This window comes from uncultured Candidatus Kuenenia sp. (genome assembly GCF_900696675.1).
Classification (GTDB): Bacteria; Planctomycetota; Brocadiia; order Brocadiales; family Brocadiaceae; genus Kuenenia; species Kuenenia stuttgartiensis_A.
Map to the genome: position 1 here is coordinate 35988 of NZ_CAADGZ010000010.1, position 17610 is coordinate 53597.

Below are 17610 nucleotides of genomic sequence, written 5' to 3' on the forward strand. Positions count from 1 at the left end.
ACATCCCGCTATTTTATACTTCTCATTACCGCTGCAGTACTCCGGGAATGGGTTATGTCTTGTACATATCCACCCAAATTAAACCCCCTCGGACTTTCTTTTGCCAGCATGTCCCAATCGCCTTCTTGTATTGGCAATGAAAGGCCGGAATATTCATTTGCAATATTTAAATACTTTCGATACAAGCCAACAAGGGTTTTTATGAAAGCCTCTTCATAATATTGCGCTTCGATCCTCAATACCTTTACGCCTGTTTGTACAAATGCGCCAAGATACGGCAACACGCAAATATCCCTGGCGAGTAAAATGTGATTACGGCAGTATTGATCCGTTTCGATAGGGCGTATTTCACCTCTTTCATCTCTCAGCGCGTATCCCATGTATTGGCAGACCTGCCTGCAGTGATCTTTTTTATGTGACCTCGATGTAATCATGGCAGGGATACAATGTTCAAGAATCATGCCGGTAACAGGGCCATGGGCAACGCATTCAACGGGGACTGCTGCATTTTGTACCAATTGTTTCAGCGTTGAATAAGAACACTCCAGTGAAGCGGTGACGCCGCAAATCCCTCTTTTTTCTAAAAAGCGCAATGCGGTGGAGTTGAGTATGTTTAATGAATAATCCGCAATAGGTTTTAATCCATATTCTTTTGCCAATCTTGCGGTTCCAAGATTGTGAACAAGGACACCATCCACTTTCAGTGAAACGGCTTGCTCATACAGCCATCGAACGTCGTTCATTTCTATTGCGGTTGTTATGCGCGGAGTACCGAATCTTATTATTTTCCCTGCGTCTTTTGTCCTGTCACATGCTTCTTTCCGCAGTAGCTTTGTCCATACCTGTTTTCTAAACTGTGAGCCTTCCGCATTTACGATAATCTGGTCAGCGCCTTCATCCAACGCTGCAATCAAAGCGCTTATTGACCCTACGTTTACCGATAACTGAGGAATAACGGTTATTTCATGCTCCATAGAATAGTGTTCTGCCGTTTCGAAAGGATTATCATAGATATCTTCTTTTGCAAGCGACCTTTCTTTTGCCGCACGGCTTAAAAAAAGAGGTTCACGTTCCCCGGAAATATCAACAAGAGAAGCGGAGGATGGCGTAAAGGACATTGCCGTTGTAAAATCCCGTACACGGCTCTGATAAAGCTGCTCGTATGATGAAGAATTCATGGCGTAGGACATTGGGTCATCCCTGTAAGTATCAATGGCGTGACGATAGATACCTACGATTTCTCTTAAATAATCTGCATGTCTCATCCTCCCCTCGATCTTAAACGAGCATACACCGGCATGGATAAGGTCAGGGATGTGTTTCAGCAAACACATGTCTTTTATTGCAAGCAGATAACCGGAGGGCAAATTGCCTATTGTTTGTCCCGAATTACTTTCCACGAGCGTATAATGCCATCTGCATGGTTTCATACATTCGCCGCGATTCGCACTTTTGCCAAAAAGCACTCCGCTGGAATAGCATTGTCCGCTATGGCAAATGCAAAGGTCGCCATGAATGAAGTACTCAACCTCGATGTCCGCCTTTTCATGGATTTCCTTTACAAGGGAAAGAGGGATATCCCTGGACGTAACAATACGTTTGACTCCCTGTTCCTTCAGCGTCAAGGCAGATTCAACATTATGAATGTTCATCATTGTGCTGATGTGAATTGGTATCGAAACATCCATGTTTTGTATTGCATGAAGCACTCCCAAATCCTGGACTATTATTGCGTCAATGTGTATTTCCTGTAAAAATGCAAGGTAATTGGCGAGCGTTGCAAACTCTTCATTGCCGAGAAGGTTATTAACAGTAATATAGAGTTTTACATTTCTTGAGTGTGCGTATGTGACTGCCTCGGCAATTTGTTCGTCGGTAAAATTAAAATCAGACCTGTGCAGTCTCATATTAAATCTCTTGCCGCCAATATAGACGGCATCCGCTCCCGATTCTATTACTGTGGTAAAAGCGTCCCATCGCCCGGCAGGCGCAAGCAGTTCAACGGTATTATTTATTTGTTTCATACTATCCCCCTAAGCTGGCATAGCCAGAAATAAACAAGCGAGAAAACGGTCCTCAGTCTTCAGTTCTCAATCCTCAATCCTCAGTCCTCAATCGGCAATTTGCCGATTGCCGATTGCCGACTGCCGACGGTAGATTTTAGATTGCCGGCGGCATAAGAGACCATTAAATATTTCGCCAAAAAAATGCTAAGAAAAAACGTAACTATTCAGCGTAAACGATACACGGCTCGTTCCCAAACTCCAGTTTGGGAATGCATTTGTTCGAGAAACTCCGGTTTCTCGCCTGTTTGCTGATAGATAGGGAATAAAATTACAGGGTTAAGACAGTTTGTAATTTGTCAAGTCAGACCCTCACTGGAAACAAAGTTTCCAGTGCAATTGCGTTCCCAAACAGATACTTCACTATGTTCAGTACAAGGTTTGGGAACAAGTTGCGCTCTGATCTCCGGTAGTTTAATAAATTACGCTGAATAGTTACGAAATTACTGATAAGGCACTAATGAACTATCTCTTTGTTAATAAACCCCAATTTTGGCATTTGATGCAAGACCGGGTAATAGTGTTGGATTTTTAATGCCGTCCTGGAAAATGCCGAGCGATTTTGCCGTTTTTGTCGGTGCAATACGCACGGCTTCATCCCTTTCAAACATATTTGGTATAAAAAAAGATTCATCAAGTCTATGGCATACTATCTGTCCTTTTTCCCCATACTCAACAATGTGGTTAAGCCGGTTTTTATCCGGCCGGATACCGTCTTTTGTTGAAATGCACTGCACTACCATACGGGGGCCTGGTGGAAAATACTCCAAATCCCCGTTCATTGAAGCCTCAAGCTCCATACACAAACCAAAAAGTGTATTCCCATACCCTGCAATATGCACCGCATTAGGGAAAAGATGCTCTCTGAAATTATTGTATTGTTCCGGTAGTATGGATACCCCGCCGTAATGAACGCCGCGTATCCGCATCCGTTGTTCCTGATTCATTTCTGCTGCCAGTCGTTCCAGTAAAGGGGGGGTTGTATAAAGAACTTCTATGTGCTGGCGCTGTAATATATCAAGCGTCTGTTCAATTATGTGGTTAATATATCGTTTGTATCCCAGTGACCCAGGGGCTAATTTTTTTAGCCAGCGGGGGTCAAGGTCTATGGAAAATGGATCCATACTCCCCATGCTGTTGGCAACAGGACCTACTGCCTTTCCTATAATATGAGGCCCCCCGGGCCCTGCCCACAGCCAGTTTGCCTTCTTGGGGAATCCTCTTTTTTCTGCGATATATCTGAACCAGTCCACAAATATTACCGCAAACTCTTCTTTTAGATATGCAGTCACTTTCGGCTGACCAGTCGTTCCCGCAGTTTCCCCCAAAATAAACTGCGCCTTGTTTTTAAGATAAAGATGCGGAATGAAATACTCCAATGGAAAACGGCGAAGGTCATTTTCTTCCATAGGGCCAATCAACCGCAGGTCTTCAAATGATAAAATATCTTTTCTCGCGTCAATCCCTGCTTCTTTTTCCTTTTGAAGCCAGTACGGCGAACCATTGTATGGATCGAAATGGAGAGAGACAATATATCGTACCCATGCATCTAAAGGCATCCCATACCATTTGGCGCTCTGGAGAGGTAAAAGAGCCGAATGCTGATTTGCGGCAACGCTTGCCTCCTCCTGTCCATTGTGAAAATCATATGGCACACTTTTCCGTTGTGAATTTCCCACCAGGTACGGAATCACGTTGTCAGTTGTTATCGTATTTTTTTTATCTTGTTCTAAAAACATAGTAGTTATTCACCAACTGAATATTAATTTTCAAACCATGCAACTCATGTTACGTAGTAAGAAATACGAAAGATGCACTTGTTTAGCATTTCAATTATTTTGTCATTAGAATTTGTTTCGGATTTCACCAGTATTTGGTTTCAACAGCATCAGGCAGCTTGGCGATAGTAACAAATCTGATACCAGTGCGCTGAGCATTGTAATACCGGTAAGTACACCAAAATATTGTATCGGTTTAAAACTGGAAAAGGAGAATACCATAAACCCAAATGCGGCGGTTATTGAGGTAAAAACGGCAGCCCTTCCCACCCTGAACATCGTGCGGCAGACAGCTTCCTGATAATTGCCGTCAAGGGATAATTCTTTCCTGAATCGATAAAATATATGTATCGTGTCATCCACCGATATTCCCAGTGCAATGCTTGCTATCATAATGGTAGCTGCATCGAGTCTCATGCCGGCAAATCCCATCAGGCCAAGCGTTACCGTTATGGGAATCAGATTGGGAATAACACTGACAAGACCTAGCCTCACCGATTTCAGTACGATGGTTGTGGCAATAAACATAAGAATAAATGCCAGGGAAAACGAGTAAATCTCGCTTCGGAGAATATTGTCCTGTACATTGATCAAAAGCGGAACAATACCCGTTACGTGCCATGACAGTGAAGCCGTGTTTAAACGGGTATCTATGAATGCTTTTACTGATTCAATGATGGCTTGATATCTGTTTGAACCGACTTGTTTCATCCTTACGGAAACCCTCGCGTCGGAATGTTCCTTAGTATAAAGGGTATCAACATAGGTATCGCCGTATAGGGAAGCAAGTTTTACGTAATCCGCAGAACGCTTTTCCGATGCAGGCAGTGTGTAATATTCTTTTTTATTATTATTGAGTATCTGGTGTGTTTTCATAATGTAGTCAGCGATAGAAATTGAATGTGTTATTTCAGGTATTCCGCGCAGATGTTTTTGCAGTGCAACAACAGCATTCAGGATATTTGGTTGAAATATACTTGTGCCGGCGGACGTTTCGGCAACAATCTCAACAGGTAGCAAACCCGTTAGATGTTTTTCAATATATTTATTGTCCCTTGCAATACTGCTCTTTTTCGGGAAAGAGGTCATAAGGTCTGATTCCAGCCTGAGTTTTGTAATACCGATTACCGAAATAATGAAAACAGCAAAACCTGCTGAAAGAAGGATCGTTTTGTTCTTCACCGTAAACTGCCCTATTTTAAAGAACAAGGGTAGTGCATAGTCATTGCGGGAGGAGACATTCACACTGCGCTCCTTCTGCAGGGGAATAAAAGAAAGCAGTATTGGCACAAGCGTTATACTGACGACATACGAAAGAATCGCACTGCCGCTCATAAATAAGCCGGTGGTAAATACGGGGGGAATGCTGCTCGTCATGAGTGACGCAAAACCAATGGCAGTGGTAATACTTGCCATAAGAACCGGAATGCTGACGTGCTGCAGTGTTTCGTAAATCCGCCTTTCGTGGTAATAGTAATTAATTAACCGGATAGAGGTTGAAAGTGAAATGATAAACGTCAGCGGGAGCAGCATGTTTGCTATCATATTCATTGTATGACCCATTAATACAAATATTCCTGTAATCCATGTAATGCAGACGCCTACCGTTACAACAGGGATTACTACCCCTGAAACAGTACGAAACAAACATCCCAGCACAACAATGGATACGACAAACATCAGGGGAGTAAATTTCTCCATGTCTTTTTTTGACATACGGTCCAGTTCTGCATTTACCACCGACGGTCCCGCAAGATAATACGGGCGTTGTTTTTTTGTGGTAGCAGCAGATTTCACACCTGTTTCTTTAAGTACTTTTTTTACATCAGCCACCAGTTTCTTTCGTGCTTCAGGGCCTGCGCATTTTACCGTTGCTACAATTGCCGTGGTTCTGCCGTTTTTGGAAATAATCGTATTCTGGTAAACAGGATCAGTGCGTACCTCCTGTTTAAAGACGTTCATTACCGAACGGCGCCCATATGTCTTCAGCTTTTCCTTAAAAAGCGGCGATGTGACCTTGCTTTTAAATACATCCGCCAGTGAGGCAACGGTGACGATACCATCGAGGTTTTTTATCTTTCCGGCAAGCGTACTGATCTGCTGCATATATTCCCGGCTAAAAAGATTGACCGCACTGAATGCAACCACCAGAAACTCTTCGTCCCCGAATTTCTTTAAAAACTCATTGTAGTACGCTAAATCTTTATCATCTTCTGAAAGCCAGATTTCTATGGAATTGTCCGTCTTCATCCCTTTGGCAAAGAAACCTAAAAAAGCGGTGATGATGAAAAAACACACCAAAATGGCTATTCTGTAAGAAAGAAGTATGTGAAGATATCTTTTCACGGTATTTTAAAATTAATGACAAAAATTACAGCTTTTCGAACTAATCTCCATCGTGTTGGCAACCAGTTTCCCATTTTTAACGGAAGCGTTTACATACACCTGTACCCCCGATACCATGTTATCAAATGAAATCTTTCTGGAACTCATAGTAACGCTGGAGAGACTGCTGGCGTCAATTTCCTGTCCGAGGAGTTCAAAGGTTTTTTTTGACGTATTTACCTGCCTGGTTTCTCCGGAAAATTTTCCGTCATATTTTTTATTCAGTTTTACCGGTTCTTTCACCTTGCTTGCCTCAATAACACTTGAACTGCCTGCATCTCCCTTTACCTTCACTGTATCGCCCACTTTAAGGTCGACAAGTGTCGGGTCATCAACTCCTTTTATACGTAGCTTTGCATCGATGCAATTTACCTCCACGAGATCATCCATCAACATGATTGTTTCATTCGTCTCGTCAAGACTGCTGATCTTCCCAACCATCGCACCTTTTTTTGCCGCATAGAGAGGGAATGCAGCGGCTAGAGTAAACATGCCGGCAATTATGGTGTTGAGTGTGATACGTTTCATGTGCGTTAACATACTTTTTTCTCCTTTTGTTAAAAATGTTTTTTTAATATTTGTTTTGCAGGTCAAATAGAACCAATACTTCGCGGGTTTAGGTTTGTAATCTGAACCAAATGTTTTATACTTCCAATCCAGCTTTCTATTAGCAGAAAAATGACAAATAAATTCCAGATGCCAAACAGGGATTTTTACAGCGGTACATGGCCCCATTATACGCATAAACTCATAGGCTCAGGTTGCAAACCTGAACCTGCCTGGATTTTTGCAAAAGCAAAAATGTTCGTTCCCGAGTAGGGTGCATGCCTGATTTTTTGTGACTTCCGCCATGTTTTAATGAAACGTTGCCGTAGTGTTAACCCTGACAGGGTTGTGTCGTCCTGACCCCCATGAATAGCTACAAAAAATCGGGAATGTTCTCCACGAGTAGTGACAAAGCACGCCTTGCCGCTACAATACATAATTATTTGTAACACTTTAGTTATATGAAAAAAACGCTCGTTCCCAAGCTCCGGCTTGGGAACGAGCATTTTTGTTTTTTCAAAAAACTAAAGTGTTACAATTATTTACATATACCCGACCAGTATATTCATCTTCAACGCTAACAGGATATCCCCTTTAATATCAGCTTTACCCTGAAAAAAAGCCTGTTGAGGGGTTATTTCCCTTTTCACTATGGAGAGGAACGTTGCGCTGTCCAAAAGGAAGACGCATGTCGGATTATCAATCGTTCTTTTTGTTACCTCTCTTACAAGCCCTTTTTCAATTACAACGTTCCACACCCCCTCACTATCATCAGTTATCTGAAATTGGATAATGGCATTCAGGGTATCGATTTTGGGAAGGGGGGATTTGTTTACCCTGTCCATGAATAGTGACTCAAAATATTCCCTGTGCGTAAGTATTGCGGGTATTTCAGGCCTTTCGCTCATATGTTTGACACCAAACTATTGTTACCGGTCTTTTGGTGATCCCCTGTTCCTTCCACTTCGTATTCTCTTTCTCGGTATTCCCTGTCCGCTCCTTTCTTTCCCCATTTTGTTTGTATTGCGTATTGAATACTACGGCTAATAAACTCCTGTGTTATTAATGGACAGTCTATATTTGCACCTGCGAGAAAGGCCCTTGTATTTGCAGAATCAAAACAAGCTTCTCCAAACATGTATGGCTGAAACGCCTTGTTTCTTCTGAAAAAACTCTTTTCCAATGCATTTGGTGCGGAGGCACTAAATTCATGTTGCGGGACGACTCTTACGCGGTAAATACCGGTGGCAACTTTTAACCATTCCGCAATCTCTTCTATCGTGGGGGGCGTAGGGTTGACAATATGAAATATTTTGCCTGCGGCCTCCTCTTGTTTGGAGATATGAAAAATAGCATTTGTCGCATAGTCTATCGGGATAAGATTTATCGTGCTGTGTTTATCTCCGGGTATTCTCAATGAAACAGGGCGTACCTCATGCCTTCCCTGAATAAGGCTGTCGTTTCCTGATTTCCTTCGTGTTTCATAATCATTAAGACAAACAAGCTCCCTGCAAAATGCATAAATATTATCGTAGTTTTTTGTGTACCCTGTTATTGAATCGCCGGCAATAATACTGGGACGGTAAACGGTTAACGGAATACCCTGTTGTTTTGCTAATGAGGAGATGCGTCTTTCCGCCTCATATTTTGATTGTTCATAGTTATTATTGAATTTCTGCCCTTTCTCAAGCTCATGTTCAAAGACGATTCCTCTTCTGTTTCCCGCTACATATGCAGTACTCACATAATGAAAACGCTTGACTTTCTTCCGTGCGCAGAATCCGGCGACGTGCAACGAACCATATATATTAGTTTGAGTAAGAATATCGTTCGCATCATTTTCAAATTTTGTGGCGGCAGCGCAGTGCACCACCATATCAACAGTGCCTGCCAGCCGTAAATAATCTGCTTCAGATAATCCCAGATTTTCCGTTGAAATATCTCCTTCAAGTAGTTCAATACGATCGGAAAATGCATTTCTTTCCTCTGTCGTTTTATCCGGGAAGATTTTATCCATCTTCTCCTTTAACGGCAATCCCCGTAGATTTCTTGCAATAATCCTGAGACGATATCCTTCCTCCAGATATTTACTTGTAAGGCAACCGCCAAGGAATCCGGTTGCTCCCGTAATAAGCAGTGTTTTCATTCTCATCGTCTTTACTAACGGTATTATTTTCAAATGAATAAAAAAATATATATGCCGCTAACATGAGCAATGATAGTGCCATGTATTGTGTAAAGTTGCTATAGAGTTGTATGGCAATAATACATCGATACTTATGGGAAATGGTTTTTATTTTTGGAGAAAACGGAGGTTTTTAGAGGGCTAAAATGTGTAACAATTACATGTGCTGTTTGTAATTATTACAATCGTTTTGACAAGTTAGTTTTTTTGGGAAATTTCAAATAATGAAAATCCTTCAAACGTAACGATGTGCGAAAATTGTTTGTCTGACAGGGGATTATTTTTACCTTTTTTTACTATAAGAATGGTTTCTGGATTAACGAGTGATGACTGAAGGTCAAAATAGATATCCGGCACTTCCCTTACGTTCCTCGCATCCCAGTGTGGTAGATAATAATCGAAGAACCTTTTTTTCCCATCAAAGCAATAAATTCTGACAGAGGTATTTTTGAAATGTGTTTTAATATACTGAATGAGTTGTGTTGACGCCGGAACACTGCGACGATGTTGGATAATTGCAGTGAGAGAGAGTGAAGAGGTTGCAATAATAAGCGTTATAACAAGGATCAGGAAAAGTCTTTTCCCCCAAACTTCGCATATTTTCCCTAATCCAAACGCAATAAACATTAGGATTAATGGGAGCAGCGGTAGAAAATGGCGTGTGTTTGCAACGTTTTGCCCAAAGATTATCCAAATCGTGTAGGGAACTGCATACATTATGCAGAAAAACCGTTTGCCGTCTGCCGGAAAAAACCGAAAGGCGAATAATATGGAAAGCACTGCAATAGCGAACTGAATGACGCTGAGATAATAAAGAGTATGCCGCCAGTCGCCTAACTCTAATTCCAAAAAAGGCCGGACAATACACAGCACCCTTTCCCATCCGCCAAAGGTGAGTACAGAGCCGCCCCAATCCGTAAAATGTCCATGTGTAAAGGAAAAAGCGTGGTAAAAAAAAGGGGTTATCCCCGTGTAATTTATTTGAGGAATAAACCACAGGCATATACCAGCAAAAAGTCCAGTGATGCCAAAAAAGATACTATTCATTTCAAGATGTATTCGGTGAAAGGCGTAGTACAGCAAAGTTCCCATCCATAAAAGAACAAAGGGAAAATACGAAAGCCTGACCCCAAGGCCAATACCTAAAAACAAGCTGCCAAAGAAAAGACAGTATCCGCCATATAAATGCGCATTCTTTTTCACACGCCAAAAAAGATGGTATGAAACGGAAGCATTTTTCCCATAATTCAGCGTACATGCCCCGTAACGTGCGGCATCAAAGGCAGAAAAAAGGAATTTTATGGACAATAGTATAAAAAACGTACCGGTAGTGTCGGAAGCCGGTCTTTCTGACTGCATCCAGCATAAAGGATTTATTGTGTAAAGGATGGCTGTCAGGATAGCCGTTTTTTCAGCAAACATACTGCGGGTGAGAAAGGAGAGAGGAAATATCGTGAGGCTTCCAAAAAATACGCCCGGCAACGTCAGTGCTGCAACATCGCTGTGAAATATTTTTAAAAACAAAGACGCCAGGAAAATATATACCGGATATCCCGGGAAGTGCGGTTGATGAAGGGAAATATCATAATCATGAAGCCCCATGGCAAAGTTAATACTGTCTTCATTTTCCAGGTATTTGTCCACAAAGAAAAATCGCAGGAAAAGGCAGAGAAAAAAAAGGACTGTTATTTTAATATTAAAAGAAAATTTCATAAAACGTGTAGTGAAAAACAGGGGGTATCCCTTATGGTTCACCCTCTTTCTTTTGCTCTTGTGCAGGATTCATGTATCAATTTAATCGAGAAAAATAATGTACAAGCGCAGTCAATGATTATCTCTTTGGATAGCAAGGAAATAAAAAAAGTATGGAAACTTGCGCAAAGAATATTGTTGATTTTCACTGCATCCTGATGTAACTAAGACAAGATATGGGTTTCTGTTCAGTCCCTCATGGCATTACCGGCGGTTTCCTTCGAAAACACTTTTTCTCTACATATTTCGCATATGAGCACAGATAAGAATCTCCAGGCGGGTTCAGGTTACCAACCTGAACCCGCCTGAAGATTGAACCTGATAGTTCGAGCCTGGTCTGAGGTGTAACCTGTCTCACCGTTAACAATGTCAAATGTTTGGGTTCGGTCGGGGACGATTTAATCAATAGAAACCGGGTGACCATATTGTTCTTTCATCTTTGTCATAATAATAAGTAAAACAATGACTTTAAAGAAAACAGTTTTATATTTTGATAGAATAAAAAAATTCATCAAGGTTGATCTCTGGGTTGAGGAGAGAGAGACCTCTGCTATCCTGTGGCTTTTGCGCCGGGTGGTAAAATTTTGCGCCCTCGTAGTAAGCGAATTCACTGAAGGCCGATGTCTGTTAAAGGCATCAGCGTTAACCTTCATTTCAATTGTATCACTCATTCCACTCATGGCTTTTGTTTTATCTGTTTCAAAAGGACTTGGTGCTGAAAAAGTGCTGGAGCAAAAAATCAACACCAATATTTTTAATCTACCCGGCGGTGAGGTGGTTTCTGCCTTTATCAGTTTTAAGCAGGGGCTTTTTCAACAGATTGACAAGCTTGATTTTTCAGAACCTGCTGCCCGTGAAGAGATTCTCAGCGCTATCGAGGCCTTTGAAGGGTTCATTCTTCCCCCTGGAGGAGAAATACTTTCTACAAAACCCTATACATCAGGGGATTCCTCTAACGACAACACTCATGATGCATCTTATGTGCAAATATCAGCAGCAGCAGCAAAAGAAGAAGAAGAAGAGGCGAAAACAGCCATTAAAAAATACAAAGAGAAGCTTGCACATATCATTGCATCTGTAGATTTTAGCAGTGAAAAAGCAAAAAATGAACTGAAAGAACGCATCGAATCTTCTGTCCTTTCCATACCTTCAAACATCAGCTTAAATGCTTTCCTCTATAAAAAACAGATTATGCACTTTGTCGACAGAACAAGTTTTAGGTACCTTGGTGCAATTGGGCTTACATTTCTCCTCTTTTTTGTAATCAACACGATAGGTAATATTGAGGCCTCCTTTAATGATATTTGGAAGATTAAAAAATCCCGTTCGGTCTTCAGAAAGTTTACCGACTACACCAGCATAATGTTTGTCTTTCCCATTCTTATTCTGACATCGACAACAATTACGGCTGTTTTAACGAATGAAAAACTCGTCACCCTCTTAAATAAAATAGGGTTCGGCAAGATTTATTTGAGTACATTGGGGTTGTTTTTGCCTATTGTTGCGCTGTGGGTGGCATTTATTTCCGTTTATATTTTTCTGCCAAACACCAGGGTGAGGGTCATTCCGGGGATAATCGGCGGGATGATAGGCGGAACGCTTTTTTATATACTCCAGGTCTTTTATTTTAAAAGCCAGATAGGACTTGCACGATATAACCTGATTTATGGCGCATTCGCAGCAGTCCCTTTCTTTCTGTTGTGGTTGCAGATGAGCTGGAACGTTGTTCTTTTTGGAGCAGTGATTTCATATGTTATCCAAAACATACGGTTTATTAAGCTGAAAAGTCAAGCCATTGATATAAACTATGCATCAAGGGAACTTTTGGGACTTTTTATTATGGAACGGATATCCTCACAGTTTTTATACGGAAAGGGCGAACGATGGTCAACGGAGGGGTTATCCGGAGCGCTGAGCATTCCCATTGAAACCGTTCAAGAGATTATATCCAAACTTTCCAAGGCATCCCTGATTGTAGAAATCCCCACAGAAAAATATTTATACTACATGCCTGGAAAGGACTTAGATGCAATCCACTTGGATGAAATACTATTTGCGATGAGAAATTTTGGTGAAAAATACATGCCTGTTTCTCTGTCACCTTTGGACCAAAAAATGGTAAAACTTCTTGACGACCTCCAGGATGCTATAAAGCATCGTATGAGATTTACCATGAAAGATATTATTCAGGATGCGGGGGCGCAGAACATGGTCACATGTAATCAGTAAGTTTATTATGGAACATGGGATTATGCCGGAATAATGAACCAGAATAATGAAATTGTAAAAATATTTATGTTTAGGAATTTTAATATTTTTGTAGAGACGCATTGCATGCGTCTGGAAACTGCTGCGCGTAAAGAATATGTTGACACAGCGGAAAGACGCATGCAATGCGTCTATACATTGACAGCCACCAGACAGATAGTAAATCACGATTTGGCTTCTGAGAACCAGATATCCTGACGGATTGCAAAAAATCGTTGGTATTGCATTTTAATACCTTTGCAGCTTTGAGTGAGGTTGCAAAAGTAGTCGTTGATGCCTTAAGGGAAGTTTTCGGTTAATTGATACAAATGAGGAGAACTTATAGCGTTGCACAATGTAACACAAAGTGTTATTGCGTATTAAAAGGAGGTGCGGAAATGGGCACTACATTAACAATAAGAATAGACGAAAAGACAAAGCAAAGGCTTGAATGTCTTGCTGCGGCTATGGCAAGATCAAAGTCCTATCTTGTGTCCACGGCAATCAATGAATTTATTGAGGCTAACGAATGGCAGATACGGGAGATTAAAAAAGCAGTTACGAAGGCTGACCAGCCCGATGGGGAGCATTCCCGATTTTTTGTAAAAATGCCATTAGCGGGGAGGGGAAGGAATAGTAACACAAGCTTCCAGTTTGAGGGTAAAATGCCACAAGTAGTCATCATGTTTCATTTGCAACACCCAGAAACGATGAAAATGGTTTTATAACCATATCATATTGCGGTACCTGTGCTTGAGCTATTTTTTGTAGTTTTACTTTCGAGTCGGAAACATCTGGCATTTCTGTTTCTGTACCGGTTCAAATGTATAGGGCCATCCAAAAGGTATCAGCTTGTAATTTACAAGGTCTCTGCTTGTCATTGCAGGGGGGGGCTCCGCTTGTCATTGCGAGGGTCTTTTCCGAAGCAATCAATATACTACGAGATATTTTGTGACATAAGAGACGCCATATCGCGGGAGAAAGAAGCAAATTAAGGGTGGCTCAAGGGCTAAAAAATAGAATTAATTAATGGAATGAATGCAGGATGGAAGGATCTCTATTACGGTTTATGAGGTTGCTTCGGAAAAGACCCTCGCAATGACAAAACGGATACCCGCGTAATGACAAAATGAGTCATCGGTCATCATGTTTCATTTGCAACACCCAGAAACGATGAAAAATGGTTTTATAACCATATCGTGTTGTAGTATCTGTACTTAAACTATTTTTTGTAGTCTTATTTTCGAGCCAGATCGGTCATGTTAGTCTTTTTTCAAGCGTAATTTTTTAATCTGAAAGAGTCAAAGCAGGTTGAAATGCAAGAATTTACTGGAATATCGTTTAAGAGTAAGATATTTTCACCAGGCAGATATAAGTATGATTGACCACAAGCTAAACAAATTATATGAATCTACTAATCGCCTAATCAAAACAATACTAGTTCGTGCAGGTGCAATACCAGTTTTGGTAGATTCTGGCCCCCATTACCTGGAATATGGATGTGGGGAAACTCAAGATTAAGCTTGAGGATGAGATTGATAGAAAAGGGAATAAGAAAATAAAGGTGATTATGGTAGTTCATATCTACGGTCTTCCGGTTATATTGGCCGGATTTAGATGTTGATCTGGAAATTGACAACCTTGAAAATCCGTAAAAATATCCTTTAAAATCAAAAGTAGATAAAGGATAAACCTTCTTTGAGGTAAAGATTTTTATAGAAAAAACGGAGGACTTGCATTTATGGAGGTGTTCAATCCACACGACAAATTTTTCAAAGAGACATTTTCCATACGGGAGAATGCAATCGATTTTCTTCGCGGGACGTTTCCCCCGGAAATTTTAAAAAAGCTGGATTTATCCACTTTAACACAGGATAATAACTCATATATCGACGAGGAACTCAAAGAACATTTTTCAGACATTGTATACACCTGTTTCTGTAAAGACAAAGAACTCCGGATAACCCTTTTATTCGAGCATAAGAGTTATGCCGTAGCATGTCCATATCTACAGTTGATGAAATACCTTTTAAAGATATGGGAATCGAACAGCAAACAGGCGCAAAGGCTCATACCGGTAATTCCGGTGATATTGTATCATGGCAAAGAGACGTGGAACGTCAGGCGATTCAGAGACTATTTTGAAGGGATAGACGAGGTATTCTTTAGATTTATACCGGAGTTTGAATATCTGCTGACTGATCTGAGTTTCTACAGTAACGAGGAAATAAAGGACAAGGTATTTAGAAGGGCATCCCTTCAAATAACCATGTTATTAATGAGGAACATATATAATGACAAAATTCTGGGAGATAAGCTAAAGGTATTCTTTGAAATAGGGAAGCAGTATTTTGAAGAGGGTGAAGGATTAAAGTTTCTGGAAAGTGTAATCAGGTATTTGTACTATGCGTCGGATATATCGGAAGAACGGGTAATAGATACCCTGAAAGAGGTATCAGAGGAAGGAGGTAAATTGAGTATGACAATAGCGGCTCGATTAATAGAGAAAGGCAAGTTGGCTGGTATAGAGGAAGGTAAAGTAGAAGGTAAAGTAGAAGGTAGAGTAGAAGGTAGAGTAGAAGGCCGGATAGAAGGTCTAAAGGAGGCGATAGAGATTGGTTTGGAGCTAAAGTATGGCGTTGAAGGTTTAAAGCTTCTGGAACGTATCAGTAAAATAGCAGTGATAGAGAAGCTGGAGGCAATAAAAGAAGCGGTAAAGATATCAAAAAATATGGAAGAAATTGAAAAATTGCTCTAACAAGAAAAACCCATATTTTATCCAGGAAATAGGGAAAGGACTAAATTCATCGAGAACTATACTCACAAAAGTCCTGAGGAATTTAATTGTCCGGGCTTCTATTTTTTTAACATCATGTATATTTTTTATACACTTTTTTCCTAACACTTTCTGCTTATGAAAAAATTTTCCTCTTTATCGTAGAAAAATTTTAATTAATTTACAGTATTACACTATAAAAACCTCTTTTTTTGTAACACTTTAGTTTTTTGAAACTGGAAATTGTCCTCTGTAGTACGACGAGGTTCGTCGCACTACATGAATTTAGTGGGCTTAGATATTTCAAGTGAGGAACGAGCAGCAACCGTGGGAGCATTCCCGTTTTTTTGTAACCGTTAATAATGGGGTCAGGACGAACAACCCTGACAGGGTTAACACTACTGCAACGTTTCATTAAAACATAGCGGAAGTTACAAAAAATCAGGAATGCACCCACAACCATTTATAGCAAATGCTCCGCCCCTACACTTATACGACAAGTAGCGCTATTATTGGAATTTTTCAAAAAACTAAAGTGTTACAAAAGTTTTTGTAGAGACGCATTGCATGCGTCTCCCCTTTTTGTTTATTCAGTTAAAAATCGCCGAAGGTCTAATTTGTTATCTTTTTATCACGGACCACTTATCACTTAACGCCTCCTGCCTTCTGCCTCCCCTATCCATCACCTCTTCCCTCCCCTCACGGATTCAACATTCTTTACTTCATATCTCCGCAACCATTTTGCCAAAGATATTGGTATTAAAGTTGCTAACCTAATCTTACGTTAAAAATTTCAACGTTTTAGTTGTAGAGCGAAGAGCCTTTTCGCTCTACATTGGAAGATTGTCTATGGCTTATGTTTAAAAAATTCAATCATAGTTTCCCCTTGGAAAGACGGGATGCACTACGTTTTCTCTGCGGGTAAGGGGTGGGTAAAAAAACAAAGAATAGAATTTGAAGGGGCTATTTGCCATATTACAACGAGAGGCAACGCCAGAGAAGCCTCTCGTAGATTGAAAAGAAAGAAAGAAAGAAAGAATTAATTGCAACAACAAGAATAAAAATATGTCTCCAATATTTTTTGTTTATGGTAATCTCTGTGAAAGCCAATAAATAAGCAAAGCCATATCAAGTAAAAAAAGTTGCTGCCAAAGGAAATATAATTTGTAGGGGGCGAAGCATTTTCCTGTATACAGTATAACTCATTCGGCAGACCCGAGTTGATGCATGTACCGCATTTTGCGTTTCTCTCTTATATGCTGGGGATGACCCATATTTTTTGCTGGACACCGTGTTAACCGTATGTTACACTGTGTACATGCATAGAGTAGGAGGTCGAATATTTTCAGATGATGTAATAAAGCGTTTATCAGAAACTATCCAAAAGGAACCGTGCCTATCGCGTCGTAAACTGTCGCGTCTGGTATGTGAATGGATGGACTGGAGGAATCAAGCGGGCCGTTTGCAAGAGATGAGTTGTCGCAAGGCGTTGTTGGAATTGGATCGTCGTAAAGAGATCAATCTTCCAAAGGTGAACAGGCATTATGCATTTCAAAAAGTCAATAAACCTGCGGAGGCGCCTCCGATTGCGGAAGTGTCATGCGAGCTAGCGGAGTTGGGTGACGTAGAGATTATACGGGTTACAACGAGATTCCATTCGAAACTTTGGCGTAGCATGTTAGAAGCGCATCATTATCTTGGAAGTGGGCCCCTATGCGGGGCGCAACTTCGGTATCTTGTACGCAGTGAATATTACGGATGGATAGGAGGGCTAAGTTATAGTGCCTGTGCCAGACGGGTGGAAAGTCGCGACGAGTGGATAGGATGGACGGAGGAAGCACGTAAGCGGAATCATACGTTTGTTATCAATAACAGTCG

Annotated in this window: 12 protein-coding genes; 5 read left to right on the forward strand and 7 right to left on the reverse strand. The window is 40.8% G+C overall.

Annotated features, from left to right (window positions below; genetic code table 11):
- Positions 1-8: 8 nt before the first annotated feature.
- The 7 genes from QZT26_RS03240 to QZT26_RS03270 all read right to left on the reverse strand — a co-directional run bounded on the left by QZT26_RS03240 (position 9) and on the right by QZT26_RS03270 (position 10601).
- Positions 9-2024: a U32 family peptidase gene (locus QZT26_RS03240; RefSeq protein ID WP_099326243.1), complete on the reverse strand. Its 2016-nt coding sequence runs from the start codon at positions 2022-2024 to the stop codon at positions 9-11.
- A gap of 515 nt (positions 2025-2539) precedes the next feature.
- On the reverse strand, positions 2540-3802 hold the full coding sequence (locus QZT26_RS03245) for a hypothetical protein (protein ID WP_099326244.1): 1263 nt from the start codon (positions 3800-3802) through the stop codon (positions 2540-2542).
- A gap of 105 nt (positions 3803-3907) precedes the next feature.
- The gene (locus QZT26_RS03250; protein WP_157820660.1) at positions 3908-6187 is read right to left on the reverse strand and encodes an MMPL family transporter; all 2280 of its coding nucleotides are present in this window, start codon (positions 6185-6187) and stop codon (positions 3908-3910) included.
- A 12-nt stretch (positions 6188-6199) separates the two neighbouring features.
- A complete protein-coding gene (locus QZT26_RS03255) occupies positions 6200-6766 on the reverse strand; it encodes a DUF5666 domain-containing protein (RefSeq protein WP_295100604.1) in 567 nt (188 codons plus the stop codon).
- Between the two features lie 548 nt (positions 6767-7314).
- Positions 7315-7680, reverse strand: a complete 366-nt coding sequence (locus tag QZT26_RS03260) for an SCP2 sterol-binding domain-containing protein (protein ID WP_099326248.1) — start codon at positions 7678-7680, stop codon at positions 7315-7317.
- Positions 7677-8918 (reverse strand): SDR family oxidoreductase, encoded by a 1242-nt coding sequence (locus tag QZT26_RS03265; protein WP_295100606.1) that lies wholly within the window; start codon positions 8916-8918, stop codon positions 7677-7679. The genes QZT26_RS03260 and QZT26_RS03265 overlap by 4 nt, the downstream gene beginning before the upstream one ends.
- A 237-nt stretch (positions 8919-9155) precedes the next feature.
- Positions 9156-10601: a glycosyltransferase family 39 protein gene (locus QZT26_RS03270; protein ID WP_295100608.1), complete on the reverse strand. Its 1446-nt coding sequence runs from the start codon at positions 10599-10601 to the stop codon at positions 9156-9158.
- 570 nt (positions 10602-11171) lie between these two features.
- Between QZT26_RS03270 and QZT26_RS03275 the strand changes: the two genes are divergently transcribed.
- The 5 genes from QZT26_RS03275 to QZT26_RS03295 all read left to right on the forward strand — a co-directional run.
- Complete coding sequence (locus QZT26_RS03275; protein ID WP_295100610.1) at positions 11172-12938, forward strand: YihY/virulence factor BrkB family protein; 1767 nt, start codon at positions 11172-11174, stop codon at positions 12936-12938.
- 416 nt (positions 12939-13354) lie between these two features.
- On the forward strand, positions 13355-13684 hold the full coding sequence (locus QZT26_RS03280; RefSeq protein WP_164995339.1) for a ribbon-helix-helix domain-containing protein: 330 nt from the start codon (positions 13355-13357) through the stop codon (positions 13682-13684).
- Between the two features lie 773 nt (positions 13685-14457).
- Positions 14458-14580, forward strand: a complete 123-nt coding sequence (locus QZT26_RS03285; RefSeq protein WP_295100612.1) for a hypothetical protein — start codon at positions 14458-14460, stop codon at positions 14578-14580.
- 117 nt (positions 14581-14697) lie between these two features.
- Positions 14698-15714 (forward strand): Rpn family recombination-promoting nuclease/putative transposase, encoded by a 1017-nt coding sequence (locus QZT26_RS03290; protein WP_295100615.1) that lies wholly within the window; start codon positions 14698-14700, stop codon positions 15712-15714.
- A gap of 1453 nt (positions 15715-17167) precedes the next feature.
- A partial coding sequence (locus QZT26_RS03295; protein WP_295100617.1) for a Druantia anti-phage system protein DruA occupies positions 17168-17610 on the forward strand: 443 nt, incomplete at its 3' end.